This is a genomic window from Aeromicrobium marinum DSM 15272 (assembly GCF_000160775.2).
Taxonomy (GTDB): domain Bacteria; phylum Actinomycetota; class Actinomycetes; order Propionibacteriales; family Nocardioidaceae; genus Aeromicrobium; species Aeromicrobium marinum.
Map to the genome: position 1 here is coordinate 1,353,434 of NZ_CM001024.1, position 16,094 is coordinate 1,369,527.

A 16,094-nucleotide genomic window follows, 5' to 3' on the forward strand; every position below is an offset into this window, starting at 1 on the left:
TAACGTCCGGCGGTCGACGCCGTGAACCCGGGGCGGACGGTCACGTCGGAGCGAGGAACGCCGTCAGCGCACGGGTGTAGAGGTCGACGTCCGCGGCGGCCATCTGTTCGCGCACCGAGTGCATGGCCCACTGCGGCGCTCCCACGTCGACCGTCGTGATGCCGGTGCGGGCCGCACTGAGGGGGCCGATGGTGGACCCGCACGGCAGGTCGGCCCGGTGCAGGTACGTCTGGAGCGGGACGCCGGCGGACTCGCAGGCCAGCGCGAAGGCCGCCGAGCCACGCGCGTCGGTGGCGTAGCGCAGGTTCTGGTTGATCTTCAGCACCGGTCCCCCGCCGGCGGTGATCCGGTGCTGCGGCTCGTGCCGGTCCGCGTGGTTGGGATGGGTGGCGTGGGCCATGTCGCCCGACGCGCACACCGACGCGGCCACGGCGCGGTGGTAGTCGTCCCGCGTGCCACCGGCGGCCAGCACGATGCGCTCGAGCACGGTGGCCAGGAGGTCGGACTGGGCACCACGCTCCGAGGTGCTGCCGACCTCCTCGTGGTCGAACAGGGCGAGCACGGGCCGGATGCCCTGCACCGGCGCGGTCGCGGTCAGCGCGCGCATCCCCGCGAAGCAGGTGACCTGGTTGTCGAGGCGCGGCGCGGCCACGAACTCGCGGTCGGCCCCGACGAGCCGGCTCGGCTGCGTGTCGTGCGCCATCAGCTCGAAGCCGAGCACGTCGGCACGGTCGACGCCGACCGTCCCCGCCACCCACGCGACGACGTCGCCCCGGTGCCGGGCGCCCGACCAGATCGCGTCGAGATGCCGTTGGGGGTCGACCTCGATCTCCCGGCGCGCGGCGGACAGGTGGATGGCCAGGGACGGCACGCGCAGCACCGGGTCGTCGACGTGCACCAGGCGGGTGGTGCCGTCCCGCAGCGCGAGGCGCCCGGAGAGGCCCAGATCACGGTCGAGCCACGTGTGCAGCCAGGCTCCGCCGTAGGGCTCGAGCGCCACGACGCCGAGCCCGTCGAAGCCGCGGTCGGGGTGCTGCTTCAGCCGCAGGTTGGGGCTGTCGGTGTGGCCGCCGACGATGCGGAACGCGTCCGCCGGCCCGGTGGACGACTCGGTCGACCACGCCACCAGCGAGCCGCCGCGGACGACGAGGTACCGGCCGGACGCGGCCGGCCACGGCTCCCGCTCGTCGAGCAGCTGCCACCCGGCCGCGGTCAGCTCGTCCGCCACGGTCGAACAGACGTGGAACGGGCTGGGCGACGCATCGACGAAGCGACACAGGTCCTGGGCGGGATCAACCATGCGGCCAGCCTAGGGCCGGCCGCACGGTTGGTCCCGGATCGGTCAGGCCGTCGGCCGCCGACGCAGGGCGGCGACACCGAGCCCCGCGGCGATCAGCACCGCGGCGGCGATGCCGCGGGTGACGTTGGCCGAGCCCTCGCCCGACTCACCGGCCAGCGTCATCCGCCAGGCGGCGAGCGCCGTCGCCCCCTCGGGGGCACCGAACGGCTGGGCCGACCCCGCCCGTGCAGCACTCGCCTCGATCAGCGCGTACTTCAGGCCGTAGTCCATCGCGGTCGCGTTGCCCACGTTGATCAGCTGTGACGTGCCCTGGTCCGAGAGGGTCTGGGCGCCCTCCGGCAGCGCCGGAGCGCTCCCGGCCGCGGTGGCGAGACCGTCGGCCAGCCGTCCCGAACCATCAGCGGCGTCGCCGAGACCGTCGGCCAGACGTCCGGCGCCGGACGAGAGGTCACCCGTGCCTGCGGCGAGCGTGCCCGCGCCGGCATCGAGCTTGCCGGCACCTGCGGCGAGGTCGCCCGTTCCGGCCGACAGCTGGTTGGCGCCCGCCGACAGCTGACCGAGTCCTGCCAGCAGGTCGTTGCCGCCGGTCTGCAGCAGCCCCACCCCGCCGAGCAGCCGGGCGAGGCCGTTCTTCAGCGTGCCGTCGGTCGCCGCCGCTCCCGCGGACGTCTGCGCGTCGACCCCGTCCCTGATCTGGGCCGACCCGCCCTGGATCTGGGTGAGACCGCCGCGCACGGTGGTGTCGAGTCCGCCACGCACCTGGGTGATGGCGCCCACGGCCCCGGCGACGTTGCCCTGGATGGTGGCCTTCTCGAGCGAGTCCGGCAGGTCCGCGGCCGACGCACCGGCCGCGGCGAGCGCACCGAGTGCACCGTCGAGCCCGGCGAGCAGCTGGGCGTCGAGGGCACCGAGCAGCTGCGTCGCCCCGGTGTTGATCTGGCCGGCACCCGGGACGACCTGTCCGTTGAGCGTGGTCAGACCGTTGTCGACCAGGGTCAGGCCGGCCTTGAGCTCCTCGAGCCCGCCGAGGAGCGCCGGCGCCTTGGCGCCCGCGTCCTTCAGGCCCTGCGCCAGGGCCCCGGCGCCGGCGTTGAGCTTGTTCGCCCCGGCCGTCAGGTCGCCGGTGCCTGCACTGAGCTGACCGGCACCGTCGCGCAGCTTCACCGCGCCCGCTGCGAGGGCCTGGGCCCCCGGTGCGGCCGTGCCGGCGAGGCCGGCGTTGAGCTCGCCCGCACCGTCGCGCAGCTGGAGCAGGCCGGCGACCAGGTCGGCGGCCCCGTCGCGGATCTTCAGCAGGTTGCCGTCGATCGTGGTGGCGCCGGCGGTCAGGTCGGCGCCGGTCGCGGCACCGGCGGCGTAGCTGTCGGCACCGCCGGAGAACGACGGGCTCTCCAGCGGGTTGACCGGCAGCAGCGAGATGTTGGCGTCCGGCAGGACGCCGTCCTTGATCCGTGCGGTGTAGCCGAAGGTCGCGCGGTCGGACCCGATCGGCGGGAACAGCGTCATGGTGAACGAGAGCGACGTGCCGCCCTTGCCGTCACCGGCCGCGTTGGCCTCGGCGGACCGCACCTCAGTGAAGTTCGAGGGCAGGGTCGTGGTGAGCGAACCGACCATCGGGATCACGACCGCCTGCAGACGCGTCTGCTCCTGGCCCGAGCCGTCGAGGAAGACGACCTCCTGCTGCTCGGCGGTCATGTTGCGCACCGAGTACGAGACCTCCAGGTCGCCGGACGCGCCGACCAGGTCCGATGCGTCGACGTCCTTGCCGTCGAGGCGGTAGTCCACGTCGATCTCGACCGGAAGGTCGCCGTCGTAGTCCGCGACCGACCGGTAGCGCTGGGTGCCCGAGACGTCGGCGGTGACGCGCTGGACGCCGTCGCGGACCTCCCAGCCGCCGAAGCCGTCGAGGTTGCGCAGTCCGCCGGGGACCGGGTTGCTGATGTCGACCGATCCGCGCCCCGACAGCACGAGCTGTTCGTAGACGCGGGCGTTGACGACGGTGCCCGACGCGTCCATGCGGACCGAGACGGTCTCGGTGCTGGTGACGGCGACGTCGCCGTCGATGCTGTCGGCGGCGAAGGCGCCGGCGACCGTGGCCGGTGCCGCGGAGGCGGCGAGCACGAGGCAGGCCGTGGTGCCGATGCTCCAGGCGAGGCGGCGGGGCGTGGTGCTGTTCATCGGGCGACCTCCTGGGCGCGGTGGTCGGACCGGTCGGACGCGTCGCGTCCCACGGTGAGGCCGGTGGCGACGGTGCCGACGGCTGCGGCCAGCAGGACGGCCGTGACCGCGCTGACCGACTCGGTGGTGAACAGCGGCGTGTTCGCCGTGAACGTGAACTCGTAGGCACCGGCCAGGGCGGCGACGCCCGTCAGCAGGCTCCACAGCGGCAGGCGACCGGCCGAGACGACGGTCACGACCGTCACGGCCAGGACGACTCCGGCCAGGGCCACGGCCCGACCGAGGTCGCTGTCGGGCAGGACGCCCGCGCGGGCGCCGTACCCCGCCCAGGCGACCAGCAGGCCGGCCACGAAGCCGAGCACGCGCTCGGTGTGCGACCGGTCCGGCACGAGCCCGACGGCCCCGCCGAGGGCCACGCCGAGCAGCGCGACCGATGTGAGCTCGAGACCGAGCATTTCGCCGAGCAGGACCGTGCCTGCGGCGACCAGTGCCAAGGCGGCACCGGCTCCGATGTTTTCCCTCATGTGTGTGATCCGCGTGTCACACCCTCCCTAGGTGTGAAACTCCGCGGCAACCCTCCGGACACAGGAGAGCACGCAGAAGGGTCACCACCGGCGGTAACTCCGGGTGACAAGGTGTCGATCCGGTGTCGGCCGACCGGCGGGTCAGAACCGGCGGGCCAGGCGGATCAGCAGGCGGACCGGACGCGAGCGCCGCGGCGGCCCGTCGGACCCTCCCACCGCGGCGCGGGCCGCCCACACGCCCCGCACGTACGAGCTGTCCCAGACGGCCCGCGACGGTCGCTCCTCGCTGGCGAGCAGCTTCTCGACCCGGTCCACCACCACCTCCGCCGGTGGGCGGTCCCGGCCGGCGAAGTAGCTCTCGCGCCAGGCCGGCGACACCGTGCCGAGGTCGTCGTCGCCGACCTGTTCGAAGGTGCGCAGCAGCCCGCTGTCGATCAGCACCTGGTTGCCGTACCGCTCGTGCACCCCGAGATCGGCCACGAGCGCCACCCGGACGCCACGGTCCACCGCCTCCAGGCACGCCGTCGACGAGACCGTGAGCAGCAGGTCCACCCGCTCGAGCAGCGTCGTGATCGGCGTGTAGTCCAGGCGCAGGTTGGGCGGCAGGTCGACGCCGGCCAGCAGGTCCGCCGGATGGTGCTTCATGCGGTGGAAGGTGTCCTCCCCCGGTCGGTGCCGCGGCTTCAGCAGGACCTCGCGGTCCGGATGGCGTCGCGCGTAGTCGATCAGCCGCTCGTAGACGTAGCGCCGCTCGGCCTTGGACGTCGGGACGGTCGGCTGGTCGGCCCACAGGACGGTGCGCGGCGGCCCGGACCGGCGCACCGGGGCCGGCGCGGTGGACAGGAACGGCAGGCCGGCCAGGAGCAGGTGGTCGTCGGGGAACCCCAGCGCCGCCGCGACCTGCGAGAAGTGCGCCAGGTCGGCCCCGGAGTTCACCGCCACCACGTCGGTGCCGGCGCGGTCGAGGTACCCGGCCGTGATCTTCTCGATGATGATCCCGACCCACCCCGACACCAGCACCGGACCGGGCGCGGGCAGCGGCAGGGCGGCCAGGTCCCGGCAGAGGCGCTGCACCAGGGGCCCGGCCAGCGAGCACACCACGACGTCGCTGCCGGCCGCGGCCCGCACGATCGCGGCCCAGCTCATGGGCTCCACCGCCGCGAAACCCGCGTCGGCGACCTGCTGGTCGGACAACGCCGACGACACGTCGCTGGGCGCGACGGTGGTGCAGACCATGCCGCGCGACTCCAGGGCCGTGCGCAGCGGTGCGCACCACTTCAGCTGGCTGTCGAACGCCGCCACCAGCAGCACCTGCGGCGGCTTCCCCGAGACGGTCACCGGGTCACCGTAGGACGCCGTCGTCCTGCCGTTCCAGCGCGGACGGCGTCGTTCACCCGAAGTTCTCCGATCGACGCCCGACGGCCCCCCAGACGTTCGGACGCCATTGTCATCTCGTTCACCACCGGGTCGCGATCCGTGCCTAGCGTCCCCCGGGAACGCACCTGCCCACCGCAGCACGTCGATGAGGAGTCCCGTTGAGCCAGCTGGCACCGGCACACCCTCCCGTGCCCTCCGGTCAGGAGCCGCCGGCCGCGGTCCGGCGCGGGGTCTGCGCCATCATCCCGGCCCGGGGCGGCTCCAAGGGCGTCCCCCGCAAGAACTTGCGTGAACTGGGCGGTGAACCCTTGGTCGGGCGTGCCGTCCGCACCCTGCGCGAGGTGGGCGGCATCGACGCGGTGATCGTCTCGACCGACGACGAGGAGATCGCCGACGCGGGTCGCGGCTACGGCGCCCTGGTCATCGAACGTCCCCGGCACCTGGCCGGCGACAGCGCCAGCTCGGAGTCGGCCCTGCGACACGCTCTCGACGAGCTGGGCAGCTACGGCTCCGTCCCCGACGTGACGGTGTTCGTCCAGGCCACCAGCCCGTTCATCACCCCTGCCGACGTCGACCGCGCGATCGCCCTGGTGCGCACCGGCGAGTGCGACGTGGCGTTCAGCGTCGCCCGCTCCCACGCCCACCTGTGGCGCGACGGCCCCGACGGACCGGTGGGCGTCAACCACGACACCACGACCCGCGCGCGCCGTCAGGACCGTGAGGCCGAGTTCGTCGAGACCGGTGCGTTCTACGTCCTGCGGACCCGGGGCTTCCTCGAGCACGGTCACCGCTTCTTCGGTCGCGTCCGGATGGTCGAGGTCGACGCCGCCGACGCGCTGGAGATCGACACGCCCGACGACCTGCGACTGGCCGAGCTGGTGCTCGCCCACCGCGAGGCACACCGGCCGACACCGCTGCGGGCCCGCGCCGTCGTCACCGACTTCGACGGGGTGCACACCAGCGACCGGGTCACGGTCGACGAGTTCGGGGTCGAGTCGGTCACCGTCAACCGCTCCGACGGCATGGGGGTGTCGATGCTGCGCAAGGCCGGCATCGCGATGCTGATCCTGTCGAGCGAGACCAACGGCGTCGTCGCGGCCCGGGCCGCCAAGCTCGGTGTCGACGTCATCCACGGCTGCGACGACAAGCCCACGGCCCTGCGCGCCTGGGCGGCCGAGAACGGCATCGCGCTGTCGGACATCGCCTACCTCGGCAACGACGTCAACGACATCGGCTGCCTGCGTCTGGTCGGGTGGCCGGTCGCCGTCGCCGACGCCCATCCCGCTGCGTTGCACGCAGCCCACATCGTGCTCCGACGCCATGGTGGCGACGGAGTCGTCCGCGAGCTCGCCGACCGCGTGCTCGCGGGGACCACGTCACACGAGAGCAGCACCAGAGAGGGACGCAACCATGGCTGAATGGCAACTGATCGGTGAGGAGATCGTCGGGCCCAAGCGCCCGACGTACGTGATCGGCGAGATCGGCATCAACCACAACGGCGACATCGAGGTCGCCAAGAAGCTGATCGACGTCGCGGCGCTCGCGGGGGCACAGGCGGTCAAGTTCCAGAAGCGGACCCCGGAGATCTCGACCCCTCCGGCGATGCGCGACACGATCCGCGAGACACCGTGGGGCGAGATGACCTACCTGGCCTACCGGTACCGGGTCGAGTTCGAGCAGGAGCAGTACCGCGAGATCGACGAGTACGCCCGCAGCAAGGGTGTCGCGTGGTTCGCGTCGCCGTGGGACGTCCCCTCGGTCGACTTCCTCGAGGACCTCGGCGTGCCGACGCACAAGGTGGCCTCGGCCTCGGTGACCGACCTCGACCTGCTGCGCGCGCTCGCCGCCACCGGCAAGCCGATCGTGCTGTCGACCGGCATGAGCACGATCGAGCAGATCGACATCGCCGTCGAGATCCTCTCGACCGACCGGCTCGTGCTGATGCACGCGACGTCGACCTACCCGCTGCCCGCGCAGGAGGCGAACCTGCGGATGATCCACACCCTGCAGGAGCGCTACGGCGTCCCGGTGGGGTACTCCGGTCACGAACCCGGCCTGCAGATCTCGCTCGCGGCGGTGGCGATGGGGGCGTGCGCGGTCGAGCGCCACATCACCTTGGACCGCACCATGTGGGGCTCGGACCAGGCCGCGAGCCTGGAGCCGCACGGGTTCATGAGCCTGGTGCGCGACATCCGGATCCTCGAGATGGCCTTCGGCGACGGCGTCAAGCGCATCATGCCCGGCGAGGAGGCGCCGATGAAGCGGCTGCGCCGGCCGGTGGCGACCCCCGCCACGTGAGCGGGCCGCGGGCCGTCGTCCTGGTCGACTCCGACTCGTACGTCAAGTGGGGGGCCGCGCTCGCCGGCCGGCTCCCGCCGACGTGGGACGTCCGACTGGTGATGGCCCGCGGCACGGCCGAGCCCTCGCACCGTCAGGTCGTGGAAGCCCTGGCCGGGACCCGCTTCGGCCCGGACGACCTCGAGCGGGTCAGCCTCGACCGTCTGCGGGAGCTGCTCGCCGAGGAGCCCGACGTGTTCGTCGCGGCCGCTCGGGGGCTCGCGGTGCAGGCGGCCGTCGAGCTGGCGATGCCCGCCGGGCCCAGGCGGCCGGTGGTCGTCAGCGGACTCCCGGGGATCGCTGTCCCGGTCCTGCCGTTCGGGCTCGGCTTCCGCCGCGGTGCCGATCTGTTCGTCCTGCACAGCCGCCGCGAGGTCCGCGACTTCGAGGTCGCCGCAGCCGGACTGGGCCTGCGCCACCGCTTCACGCTCGCAACCCTGCCGTTCCTGCACGACGGCCCGACCGCACGAGCAGGTGATGACACCGTCCCCCGCGACAGCATCGTGTTCGCGGCGCAGGCGATGGTGCCGTCGACCCGCGCCGAACGGATGCACCTGCTGCGGCGTCTGGCCGACACGGCGGTCGCCCATCCGCGGCTGCGGGTCGTGGTGAAGGTCCGGGCCCGGCCCGGGGAGGCACAGACCCACGACGAGCAGCATCCGTACGACGACCTGATGGTCGACCTCGCTGCCGAGGACGGGCCGCTGCCGCCCAACCTGCTGCTGGAGTCGGGCCCGATGTCCGACCACCTCCGCCGTGCGACGGGGCTGGTCACCGTGAGCTCGACGGCCCTGCTGGAGGCCGTCGCGATGGGTGTGCCCGTGCTGGCCCTGGACGACTTCGGCGTCGACGCGCGACAGATCAACCTGGTCTTCGAGGGCAGCGGGGTGCTGCAGTCCGGCGACGAGCTGGTCGCCGGACGCTTCCGCACGCCGGACCCGCAGTGGCTGGACGACAACTACTTCCACCCGGCCACGGCGGCGACCTGGCTGGACGACCTGCAGGACCTGGTACGGCTCCGATCGGCCGAGGGGCTCGCGCCCCTGGTCGTGGAGGCCGACACCCTCGTCCACCGGGCCAAGCTGATGTTCTACCGCAACCTGGCCTTCAGCCAGGAGCGGTCGACGTGGCAGGGCCTGGGTGAGCACGCCGTCGTGTGGGTGTCCCTGAAGGTCGCGCGGTCGCGCTGGATGATCAGCCGGCGGTTCAGACCCGTGCCGACCGGAGCCGGCTGAACGAGGCGCCCACCACGCGCAGCAGCGCGACCAGCACGAACGCCCCGGCCAGACCCCACGCGGCCCACAGCACCTCGCGGTCCTCCGTACGGTCCGCCGGCGTCGCGCCGTCGAGCTCGAAGACCCGCAGGCCGACCTCGCCCGTGGGGACCTCCCTGGCGCCGGTCAGCAGGACCGGCTCCGGGCCGCCGACGGCAGGAGCCGCGGCAGGGTCGAGCACCACGATGCCGATCCCCGCCGCGGCGAACTCCGCTGCCGGTGCACCCGCCTCCAGCAACGCACGGACGGCGTCCGCGGCCGGCACACCGGTCGTCGGCGTGAGGGTGACCCGGTCGAAGAACAGGCCTGCCGGGTCCACCACGGTCCGTCCGGCGTTCCACTCGTGCTCCCGCAGGGCCGAGAACGGCAGCACGAGGATGTCCCCGTCGACCGGCGACGCCGCCACGGCGACCCGCGCCGCCGTCCAGTCGGCCGGGTACTCCACGGGCTCGACCCGGTCGTCGACACCGTCGAACAGCGCCGGCAGCGCGGCCAACGGCAACGCGACGGCGATGACCGCCGGTGCGACCGCCCATCGGTGGTCGACGACACGCTCCTCGACCAGCCGGGTCAGCCACCCCACCCCGTGGCCGAACGCCACCAGGCAGAACGGCACGGCCAGGACCAGGAACATCCCGGCGTCCTGCAGGAGGACCGCGGGACCGAACACGTCGACGGCGTCGGAGACCGCTCCCGCGGCGAGGGCGTCCACCGACGCGATCAGGGCGCCGACGACGGCCGCACCACCCAGCGCCCGGACCAGCGGCAGGTCGGTGCGCACCAGCCGCACCGCCCCGACGAGCCCCACGACCCCGACGACCACGAGCAGCGCCGTGACCGGGCCGGGCGCCTCGGTGCCGATGTCGAGGTCGGGCGTCCGCGGGTACCGGTCGGCGAGCACGGCGACCACGACCCACGGGGCGTTGAGCACGGTGGCGAGCACGAGGGGACGGAAGACCCCCGCCCGGCCGGCCCCCGCGGCGACGGCGAGCAGCAGGCCGACGATCCCGGTGGCCGGTGTGAGCGCCGCGGCGGCGAGGGCGAGGGTGAGCACGGCCCAGCGGACACCGGTCGGGTGCCGGACGGCCACGACGATCCACGGCAGCCCGGCGTAGGCGACCAGCTCCGGCCAGCGACCGGTGACCAGCAGCTCGGCGACGTAGGGGTTCCAGACGGCGAGCGTCGCCGTCGCCAGCATCGGACCCACCCCCAGGTCGCGGACCAGCCGCGCCGCGCCGAGGCCCGCGAGTGCCAACGCCGCCCACAGGACGACGCGCTGCACGACCATCGGGTCGATCGCGGTGCCGGCGAGCGCCGCGAGGGCGTCGGACGGCAGGGCCCGCAGCTGGGTCTCACCGGCGCCCCAGAGGTCGGCTCGACGCACCTCGGGACGGGGCACCCACACCATCCGCCCGGTCAGCAGGTAGCCGGACATCGACCACGGAAGCCCGACCAGCAGCGCCAGCACCACGCACCACTGGACGACGACCAGGTCCCACAGGCGTGCCATCGGGCCACCCTAGCCGCGGGCGACCTGCCCGGACCGCGCATAGGGTGATCCGGTGAGACTCGTGCGCCAGCTGCTCTCCAGCGGCACCCTCGTGGCGACGGGGATGATCGGGATGAACGTCGCCGTGTACGGGTTCACCCTCGCGGGCGCCCGGCTGCTCGACGTGAGCGACCTCGGAGCGCTGACCGCGCTGCTCGCCGTCCTGCTGGTCGGCACGGTCGTGTCCCTGGCCCTGCAGGCGTCCTCCGCCCGACGACTCGCGGTCGCCGGCGGCGACACGTCCGTGGTCGTCGGGGGCGTCGCCCGGGTCGCGGTGGTCCTCGCCGTGCTCACCGGCCTCGGGGTCGGCCTCGTGACGCTGGCCCTCACCCCGGCCCTGCGGCTGGACTCGGTCTGGCCCGCGCTGATGTGCGGCGCCGCGCTGGTCCCGCTGACCCTGATGGGAGCCCAGATGGGCATCGCGCAGGGCAGTGAGCGGTGGGGCATGCTCACCGTCGTCTACCTGACCGGAGGGCTCGGCCGGCTGGTCGGAGGCGTCGGGGCACTGCTGGTCGATCCCAGCGTCACCGCCGCGATGACCGGGGTGGCGCTCGGCGCCTGGCTGCCGCTGCTGGCGGCCGGGTCGTTGCTGCGGGGCGGCTCGACCGGACGGACCGACCACCGCCCCTTCCTGCGCGAGACCCTGCTGGCGGCCCAGGCACTGCTGGCGTACTTCGTGCTCAGCAACCTCGACGCGATCGTCGCCCGGACGATCCTCGAACGCGAGGACAGCGGGCTGTACGCCGCAGGAGTCATCCTCGCCAAGGCCGCGCTGTTCTTCCCCCAGTTCATCAGTGTCGTCGTGTACCCGGCTCTCGCCCGGGCCACGACGACCCGGGCCCGGTGGGTGGCGGTCGGTCTCGTGGCGGGTCTCGGTGCCCTCGCCACCCTCGCCACGGCGCTGCTGCCCCGGCTCGCGCTGGTGCTGGTCGGCGGTGACCGCTACGAGGCGGTCGCCGACCGGTTGTGGCTGTTCGCGCTCGCCGGATCGTGCCTGGCGGTCGTGCACCTGCTGGTGTTCGACGCCCTCGCGCGGCACGCCCACGGGATCTCCCTGCCGGTGTGGGCCGCCGTCGCCGTCATCCTCGTCGTGGCCTACGGCACGGGTGTCGGTCTGAACGGGCTGGTCGTCACCGTGGCGGTCGTGGCCGCGGCGCTGGCGACCTTCCTGCTGCTCGCACCGAGCCGGACGAGCACGCCCGCGCCGGTGCAACAATGACGACATGCGCATCGCCAACCACGTGGTCGACCTCATCGGCGGCACCCCGCTGGTGCGTCTGAACCACGTCCCCTCCCCCGGGTCCGGGCTCGTCGCCGCCAAGATCGAGTACCTGAACCCCGGCGGCAGCGCCAAGGACCGGATCGCCGTCAAGATGGTCGACGACGCCGAGAAGTCCGGCGCCCTGCGGCCCGGAGGCACGATCATCGAGCCGACGTCGGGCAACACGGGTGTGGGGCTGGCGCTCGTGGCCCAGCAGCGCGGCTACCACTGCATCTTCGTGTGCCCCGACAAGGTGAGCCTCGACAAGCGCAACACGATGATGGCCTACGGCGCGGAGGTCGTGGTGTGTCCCACGGCCGTGCCGCCGGAACACCCCGACAGCTACTACAACGTCTCGGACCGGCTGGTGCGCGAGACCGACGGCGGGTGGAAGCCCGACCAGTACTCCAACCCGGCCGGACCGCAGAGCCACTACGAGACCACGGGCCCAGAGATCTGGGCCGACACCGACGGGACGGTGACGCACTTCGTCGCCGGGGTCGGGACGGGAGGCACGATCACGGGGGTCGGCCGCTACCTCAAGGAGGTCTCGGACGGACGGGTCACCGTCGTCGGTGTCGACCCGGAGGGCTCGGTGTACTCCGGGGGGAGCGGGCGGCCGTACCTGGTCGAGGGGGTGGGTGAGGACTTCTGGCCCAGCGCCTACGACCCGGACGTGCCCGACGAGATCATCGCCGTCTCGGACGCCGACTCCTTCGACATGACCCGCCGGCTGGCCCGCGAGGAGGGCCTCCTCGTGGGTGGCTCCTGCGGCATGGCAGCCGTGGCGGCCCTGCAGGTCGCCGAGCGGGAGGGTCCCGACGCCGTCGTGGTCGTGCTGCTGCCCGACGGCGGCCGCGGCTACCTGTCGAAGATCTTCAACGACGAGTGGATGAGCTCGTACGGATTCCTGCGCGAGCCGCTCGACGGCAGCACCGACCGGCCCTCGGTCGGCGAGATCCTGCGCCGCAAGTCCGGCGACATCCCCGCCCTGGTCCACACCCACCCGCAGGAGACGATCCGCGACGCGATCGGCATCCTGCACGAGTACGGGGTGTCGCAGATGCCGGTCGTCGGCCCCGAGCCGCCGGTCGTCATCGGCGAGGTGGCGGGCAGCGTCAGCGAGCGGGTTCTGCTCGGTGCGGTGTTCGAGGGTCGCGCCTCCCTGACCGACCCGGTCTCGGCGCACATGGAGCCGGCGCTACCGCTGCTCGGCTCCGGCGAGGACCTCGACACCGCGATCACGATGCTGCGCGACAGCGACGCGGTCATGGTGGTCGAGGACGGCAAGCCGCTGGGCGTCCTGACCCGTCACGACCTGTTGGGGGTGCACGTATGAGCGAGCGTCGACGCGGTTTCGCGACCCGCGCCATCCACGCCGGCCACGAGCCGGACCCGCTGACCGGCGCGGTCAACGTGCCGATCTACGCCAGCTCCACCTTCGCCCAGGACGGCGTCGGCGGCATGCGCGGCGGCTACGAGTACGCCCGCACCGGCAACCCCACCCGGACGGCGCTCGAGGCCAATCTGGCCGCTCTCGAAGGCGGCGCGCACGGGCGCGCGTTCTCCTCCGGGATGGCCGCCACCGACTGTGCCCTGCGCAGCCTGCTGCGCCCCGGGGACCACCTGGTGATCCCGGACGACGCGTACGGGGGGACCTTCCGGCTGGTCGACAAGGTCTTCAGCCAGTGGGGCGTCACCCACACTCCCGTGGCGGTGGGAGACGTCGACGCGGTGCGGGCGGCTCTCACGCCGACGACCCGTGCGGTGTGGATCGAGACCCCCACCAACCCGCTGCTGAACATCGGTGACGTCGAGGCGCTCGCCGAGGTGACCCGCCGGGCCGGCATCCGCCTGGTCGTCGACAACACCTTCGCGTCCCCGTACCTGCAGCAGCCGCTCGCGCTGGGAGCCGATGTCGTCCTGCACTCCACCACCAAGTACATCGGCGGGCACTCCGACGTGGTCGGCGGCGTCCTGGTCACCGACGACCCCGAGCTCGACGCCGCGTTCGCCTTCCTGCAGAACGGTGCCGGTGGGGTCCCCGGGCCGTTCGACGCCTTCCTGACGCTGCGCGGCGCCAAGACGCTCGCGGTCCGCATGGAGCAGCACTGCACCAACGCCGAGGCGGTCGTCGACCTCCTGCAGGGGCACCGGGCGGTCGCCTCCGTGCTGTACCCGGGCCTGCCGGAGCACCCCGGCCACGCGGTCGCGGCGCGCCAGATGCGCCGGTTCGGCGGGATGGTGTCGTTGCGGCTCGCCGGGGGCCGCGAGGCCGCCCTGGACCTCTGCCGCCGGACCGAGGTCTTCACCCTGGCCGAGAGTCTGGGAGGCATCGAGTCGTTGATCGAGCACCCCGGCGCGATGACCCACGCGTCCACCGCCGGATCGGCCCTGGAGGTGCCCGACGACCTGGTGCGGCTGTCGGTCGGCATCGAGGACACCGCCGACCTGCTCGCCGATCTCGAGCAGGCCCTGACCTGAGTCCGTCGACGCGCGCGGGGGTCCTGGCCTGGACCCTGCAGCCCCTGTACGTGCTCGTCGAGGTGCTGGTGGGCCTGCGGGCCTCGGCGGACTACTCGTTCGTCGGCAGCACGATCAGCGACCTCGGCAACACCGCGTGCCGTACCGTCCGGGGTGACCTGCTGTGCTCCCCCGGCCACCCGGTCATGAACCCGGCGTTCATCTGGTTCGGCTGCACCCTCGCGCTCGGCGCGCTGCTGTTCGCCCGGCGCCACCTCCCCGGGCGGGCAGGCACGACCGCCGTGGCGCTGTGGTGCGTCTCGGGTGCCGGCTCGGTGGGCGTCGGCCTGGTGACGGTCAACGAGAACGGCGCACTCCACGGCCTGGTGGCCCTGCCGATCTTCCTCGCCCAGCCGCTGGCCCTGGCGTTCATGGGCCGCAGCCTGGTCGCGTCGCAGCCCCGCCTCGCGCACGCCACCACGGCGGTGGCGGCGCTGTCGGCGATCGGCGTGGCGGCCTTCGTCGGCACGGTCGCGGTCGACGGCTCGTGGGCGATCGGTGCGACCGAGCGGCTGGCGCTGTGGCCCGGCTACGTCTGGGTCGCCGTGGTGGCGCTCACTCGGGCACGAGCTCAGGTGCGGTGAGCGGTCTCGGCGAGGTCTCGATGACGCCGGGGGTACCGATGACCCGCGACTCGTCGAGGCCGTCCAGCTTGCGGGCCGTGACCAGCACGCGGGACTCCAGCGACGAGGCGAACTGGTTGTAGCTGCTGACCGTGCCCTCGATCGACCGGCGCAGCTTGTCGGCATGCTCGGCCATCGTCGACAGCCGCGAGTGCAGCTGCTTGCCGAGGTCGAACAGCTGCTTGGCGTCCTCGGTGAGCACGTCCTGCTGCCAGGTGAAGGCGACCGTCTTGAGCACCGCCCAGAGACTGACCGGTGACGCCAGCGCGACACGTTGCGCGAAGGCGTGGTCCAGCAGGGTCGGGTCCTGGGCCAGGGCGGCGGCCAGCAGCGGCTCGGTGGGGATGAAGGCGATGGTGAACTCGGGGCTGGCGTCGAGGCCGCTCCAGTAGGTCTTGCTCGCCAGCGCGTCGACGTGCCCCCGCACCTGACCGGCGTGCCGGGACAGGAGGGCCGAACGGCGGTCGGCGGCATCGGGGTCGCCGGACCCGTCCAGGTCGTGGGCCTGCATGTAGGCGCTGTACGGGACCTTGGCGTCGACCGCGATCGACTTGCCGCCGGGCAACCGCAGCACCATGTCGGGACGACGGCTGCCGGACTCCGCGGTGATCGTGGTCTGCATCGTGAAGTCGACCCGGTCGAGCAGCCCGGCCGACTCCACCAGCGACCGCAGCTGGGCCTCGCCCCACACGCCGCGGGTGGAGTTGTTGCTCAGCGCCGCGGCCAGGTGGGCGGCGGCGGCGCGCGACTGCTCGGCGCTCGCGCGGGTGGCCAGGATCTGTTCCTGCAGCTCGCCGTGCTGGGTGTGCCGTTGCTGCTCGAGGTCGGCGACCTTGGCCTGCATCGTGCGCAGCGTCTCGGTGACGGGGGCCAGGGCCTGCAGCACCTGGCTCTCGGACCGGTCGTCAGCCGCGCGACGACCGAGCTCCTCGCGCTGGTGCTCCAGCTGCTCGCGCAGCGCTGCCGCAGAGGTCCGCGCGGCCACCAGGTCGAGCGCGGCGTCGGCAGGGGCCGAGCCTGCGGAACGGCCGAACAACCAGCCGACCACCGCCCCGAGGCCGAGGCCGACCAGCAGGCCGAGGAGCAGGACGAGCACGGGATCCATGGGTCCATGGTCGTCGCCGGCACCGACAGTTCCGTGGAGGAAC

At 73.2% G+C, this 16,094-nt stretch carries 13 protein-coding genes; 7 read left to right on the plus strand and 6 right to left on the minus strand.

Going from position 1 to position 16,094, the window contains the following annotated elements; all coding sequences use genetic code 11:
- Positions 1–40: 40 nt before the first annotated feature.
- The 4 genes from HMPREF0063_RS06960 to HMPREF0063_RS06975 form a co-directional block, all read right to left on the minus strand.
- A complete protein-coding gene (locus HMPREF0063_RS06960) occupies positions 41–1,300 on the minus strand; it encodes a M18 family aminopeptidase (protein WP_007077952.1) in 1,260 nt (419 codons plus the stop codon).
- A 42-nt stretch (positions 1,301–1,342) separates the two neighbouring features.
- Positions 1,343–3,478, minus strand: coding sequence for a YhgE/Pip domain-containing protein (locus tag HMPREF0063_RS06965; RefSeq protein WP_007077953.1), 2,136 nt, complete (start codon positions 3,476–3,478; stop codon positions 1,343–1,345).
- Entirely contained in the window at positions 3,475–4,002 is a 528-nt protein-coding gene (locus HMPREF0063_RS06970) for a hypothetical protein (protein WP_050760920.1), read from the minus strand. The genes HMPREF0063_RS06965 and HMPREF0063_RS06970 overlap by 4 nt, the downstream gene beginning before the upstream one ends.
- 141 nt (positions 4,003–4,143) lie before the next feature.
- The gene (locus HMPREF0063_RS06975; protein ID WP_007077954.1) at positions 4,144–5,340 is read right to left on the minus strand and encodes a DUF6716 putative glycosyltransferase; all 1,197 of its coding nucleotides are present in this window, start codon (positions 5,338–5,340) and stop codon (positions 4,144–4,146) included.
- A gap of 227 nt (positions 5,341–5,567) precedes the next feature.
- Here HMPREF0063_RS06975 and HMPREF0063_RS06980 point away from each other — a divergent pair, with 227 nt between their 5' ends.
- From HMPREF0063_RS06980 to HMPREF0063_RS06990, 3 genes are read left to right on the plus strand one after another with little or no spacing between them, the layout of a single operon-like run.
- Entirely contained in the window at positions 5,568–6,797 is a 1,230-nt protein-coding gene (locus HMPREF0063_RS06980) for an acylneuraminate cytidylyltransferase (protein ID WP_050760921.1), read from the plus strand.
- On the plus strand, positions 6,790–7,677 hold the full coding sequence (locus HMPREF0063_RS06985; RefSeq protein ID WP_007077957.1) for an N-acetylneuraminate synthase family protein: 888 nt from the start codon (positions 6,790–6,792) through the stop codon (positions 7,675–7,677). Before HMPREF0063_RS06980 ends, HMPREF0063_RS06985 begins: the two co-directional genes overlap by 8 nt.
- Positions 7,674–8,951, plus strand: a complete 1,278-nt coding sequence (locus HMPREF0063_RS06990) for a DUF6716 putative glycosyltransferase (RefSeq protein WP_007077958.1) — start codon at positions 7,674–7,676, stop codon at positions 8,949–8,951. The genes HMPREF0063_RS06985 and HMPREF0063_RS06990 overlap by 4 nt, the downstream gene beginning before the upstream one ends.
- Here the strand turns inward: HMPREF0063_RS06990 and HMPREF0063_RS06995 are convergent.
- On the minus strand, positions 8,923–10,500 hold the full coding sequence (locus HMPREF0063_RS06995) for a hypothetical protein (protein ID WP_007077959.1): 1,578 nt from the start codon (positions 10,498–10,500) through the stop codon (positions 8,923–8,925). The two genes, HMPREF0063_RS06990 and HMPREF0063_RS06995, sit on opposite strands and share 29 nt — an antisense overlap.
- Before the next feature lie 52 nt (positions 10,501–10,552).
- Here HMPREF0063_RS06995 and HMPREF0063_RS07000 point away from each other — a divergent pair, with 52 nt between their 5' ends.
- Genes HMPREF0063_RS07000 through HMPREF0063_RS07015 form a run of 4 tightly spaced genes read left to right on the plus strand, consistent with a single transcriptional unit; the run spans position 10,553 to position 14,907 of the window.
- Positions 10,553–11,758, plus strand: a complete 1,206-nt coding sequence (locus HMPREF0063_RS07000; protein WP_007077960.1) for a hypothetical protein — start codon at positions 10,553–10,555, stop codon at positions 11,756–11,758.
- Between the two features lie 4 nt (positions 11,759–11,762).
- Entirely contained in the window at positions 11,763–13,139 is a 1,377-nt protein-coding gene (locus HMPREF0063_RS07005) for a cystathionine beta-synthase (protein ID WP_007077961.1), read from the plus strand.
- Entirely contained in the window at positions 13,136–14,284 is a 1,149-nt protein-coding gene (locus HMPREF0063_RS07010; RefSeq protein ID WP_007077962.1) for a cystathionine gamma-synthase, read from the plus strand. Before HMPREF0063_RS07005 ends, HMPREF0063_RS07010 begins: the two co-directional genes overlap by 4 nt.
- Positions 14,285–14,334: 50 nt before the next feature.
- Positions 14,335–14,907 carry a DUF998 domain-containing protein gene (locus HMPREF0063_RS07015; protein WP_007077963.1) on the plus strand — a complete coding sequence of 191 codons (573 nt, stop codon included), beginning with the start codon at positions 14,335–14,337 and terminating at the stop codon, positions 14,905–14,907.
- Here the strand turns inward: HMPREF0063_RS07015 and HMPREF0063_RS07020 are convergent.
- Positions 14,879–16,051, minus strand: a complete 1,173-nt coding sequence (locus tag HMPREF0063_RS07020; protein WP_040320157.1) for a DNA recombination protein RmuC — start codon at positions 16,049–16,051, stop codon at positions 14,879–14,881. The genes HMPREF0063_RS07015 and HMPREF0063_RS07020 overlap by 29 nt on opposite strands.
- Positions 16,052–16,094 lie beyond the last annotated feature (43 nt).

Coding starts and splice junctions, on each gene's coding strand:
- HMPREF0063_RS06960 (WP_007077952.1), bottom strand. CDS start 1,300: ATGGTTGATCCCGCCCAGGACCTGTGTCGCTTCGTCGATGCGTCGCCC.
- HMPREF0063_RS06965 (WP_007077953.1), bottom strand. CDS start 3,478: ATGAACAGCACCACGCCCCGCCGCCTCGCCTGGAGCATCGGCACCACG.
- HMPREF0063_RS06970 (WP_050760920.1), bottom strand. CDS start 4,002: ATGAGGGAAAACATCGGAGCCGGTGCCGCCTTGGCACTGGTCGCCGCA.
- HMPREF0063_RS06985 (WP_007077957.1), top strand. CDS start 6,790: ATGGCTGAATGGCAACTGATCGGTGAGGAGATCGTCGGGCCCAAGCGC.
- HMPREF0063_RS06995 (WP_007077959.1), bottom strand. CDS start 10,500: ATGGCACGCCTGTGGGACCTGGTCGTCGTCCAGTGGTGCGTGGTGCTG.
- HMPREF0063_RS07005 (WP_007077961.1), top strand. CDS start 11,763: ATGCGCATCGCCAACCACGTGGTCGACCTCATCGGCGGCACCCCGCTG.
- HMPREF0063_RS07010 (WP_007077962.1), top strand. CDS start 13,136: ATGAGCGAGCGTCGACGCGGTTTCGCGACCCGCGCCATCCACGCCGGC.
- HMPREF0063_RS07020 (WP_040320157.1), bottom strand. CDS start 16,051: ATGGATCCCGTGCTCGTCCTGCTCCTCGGCCTGCTGGTCGGCCTCGGC.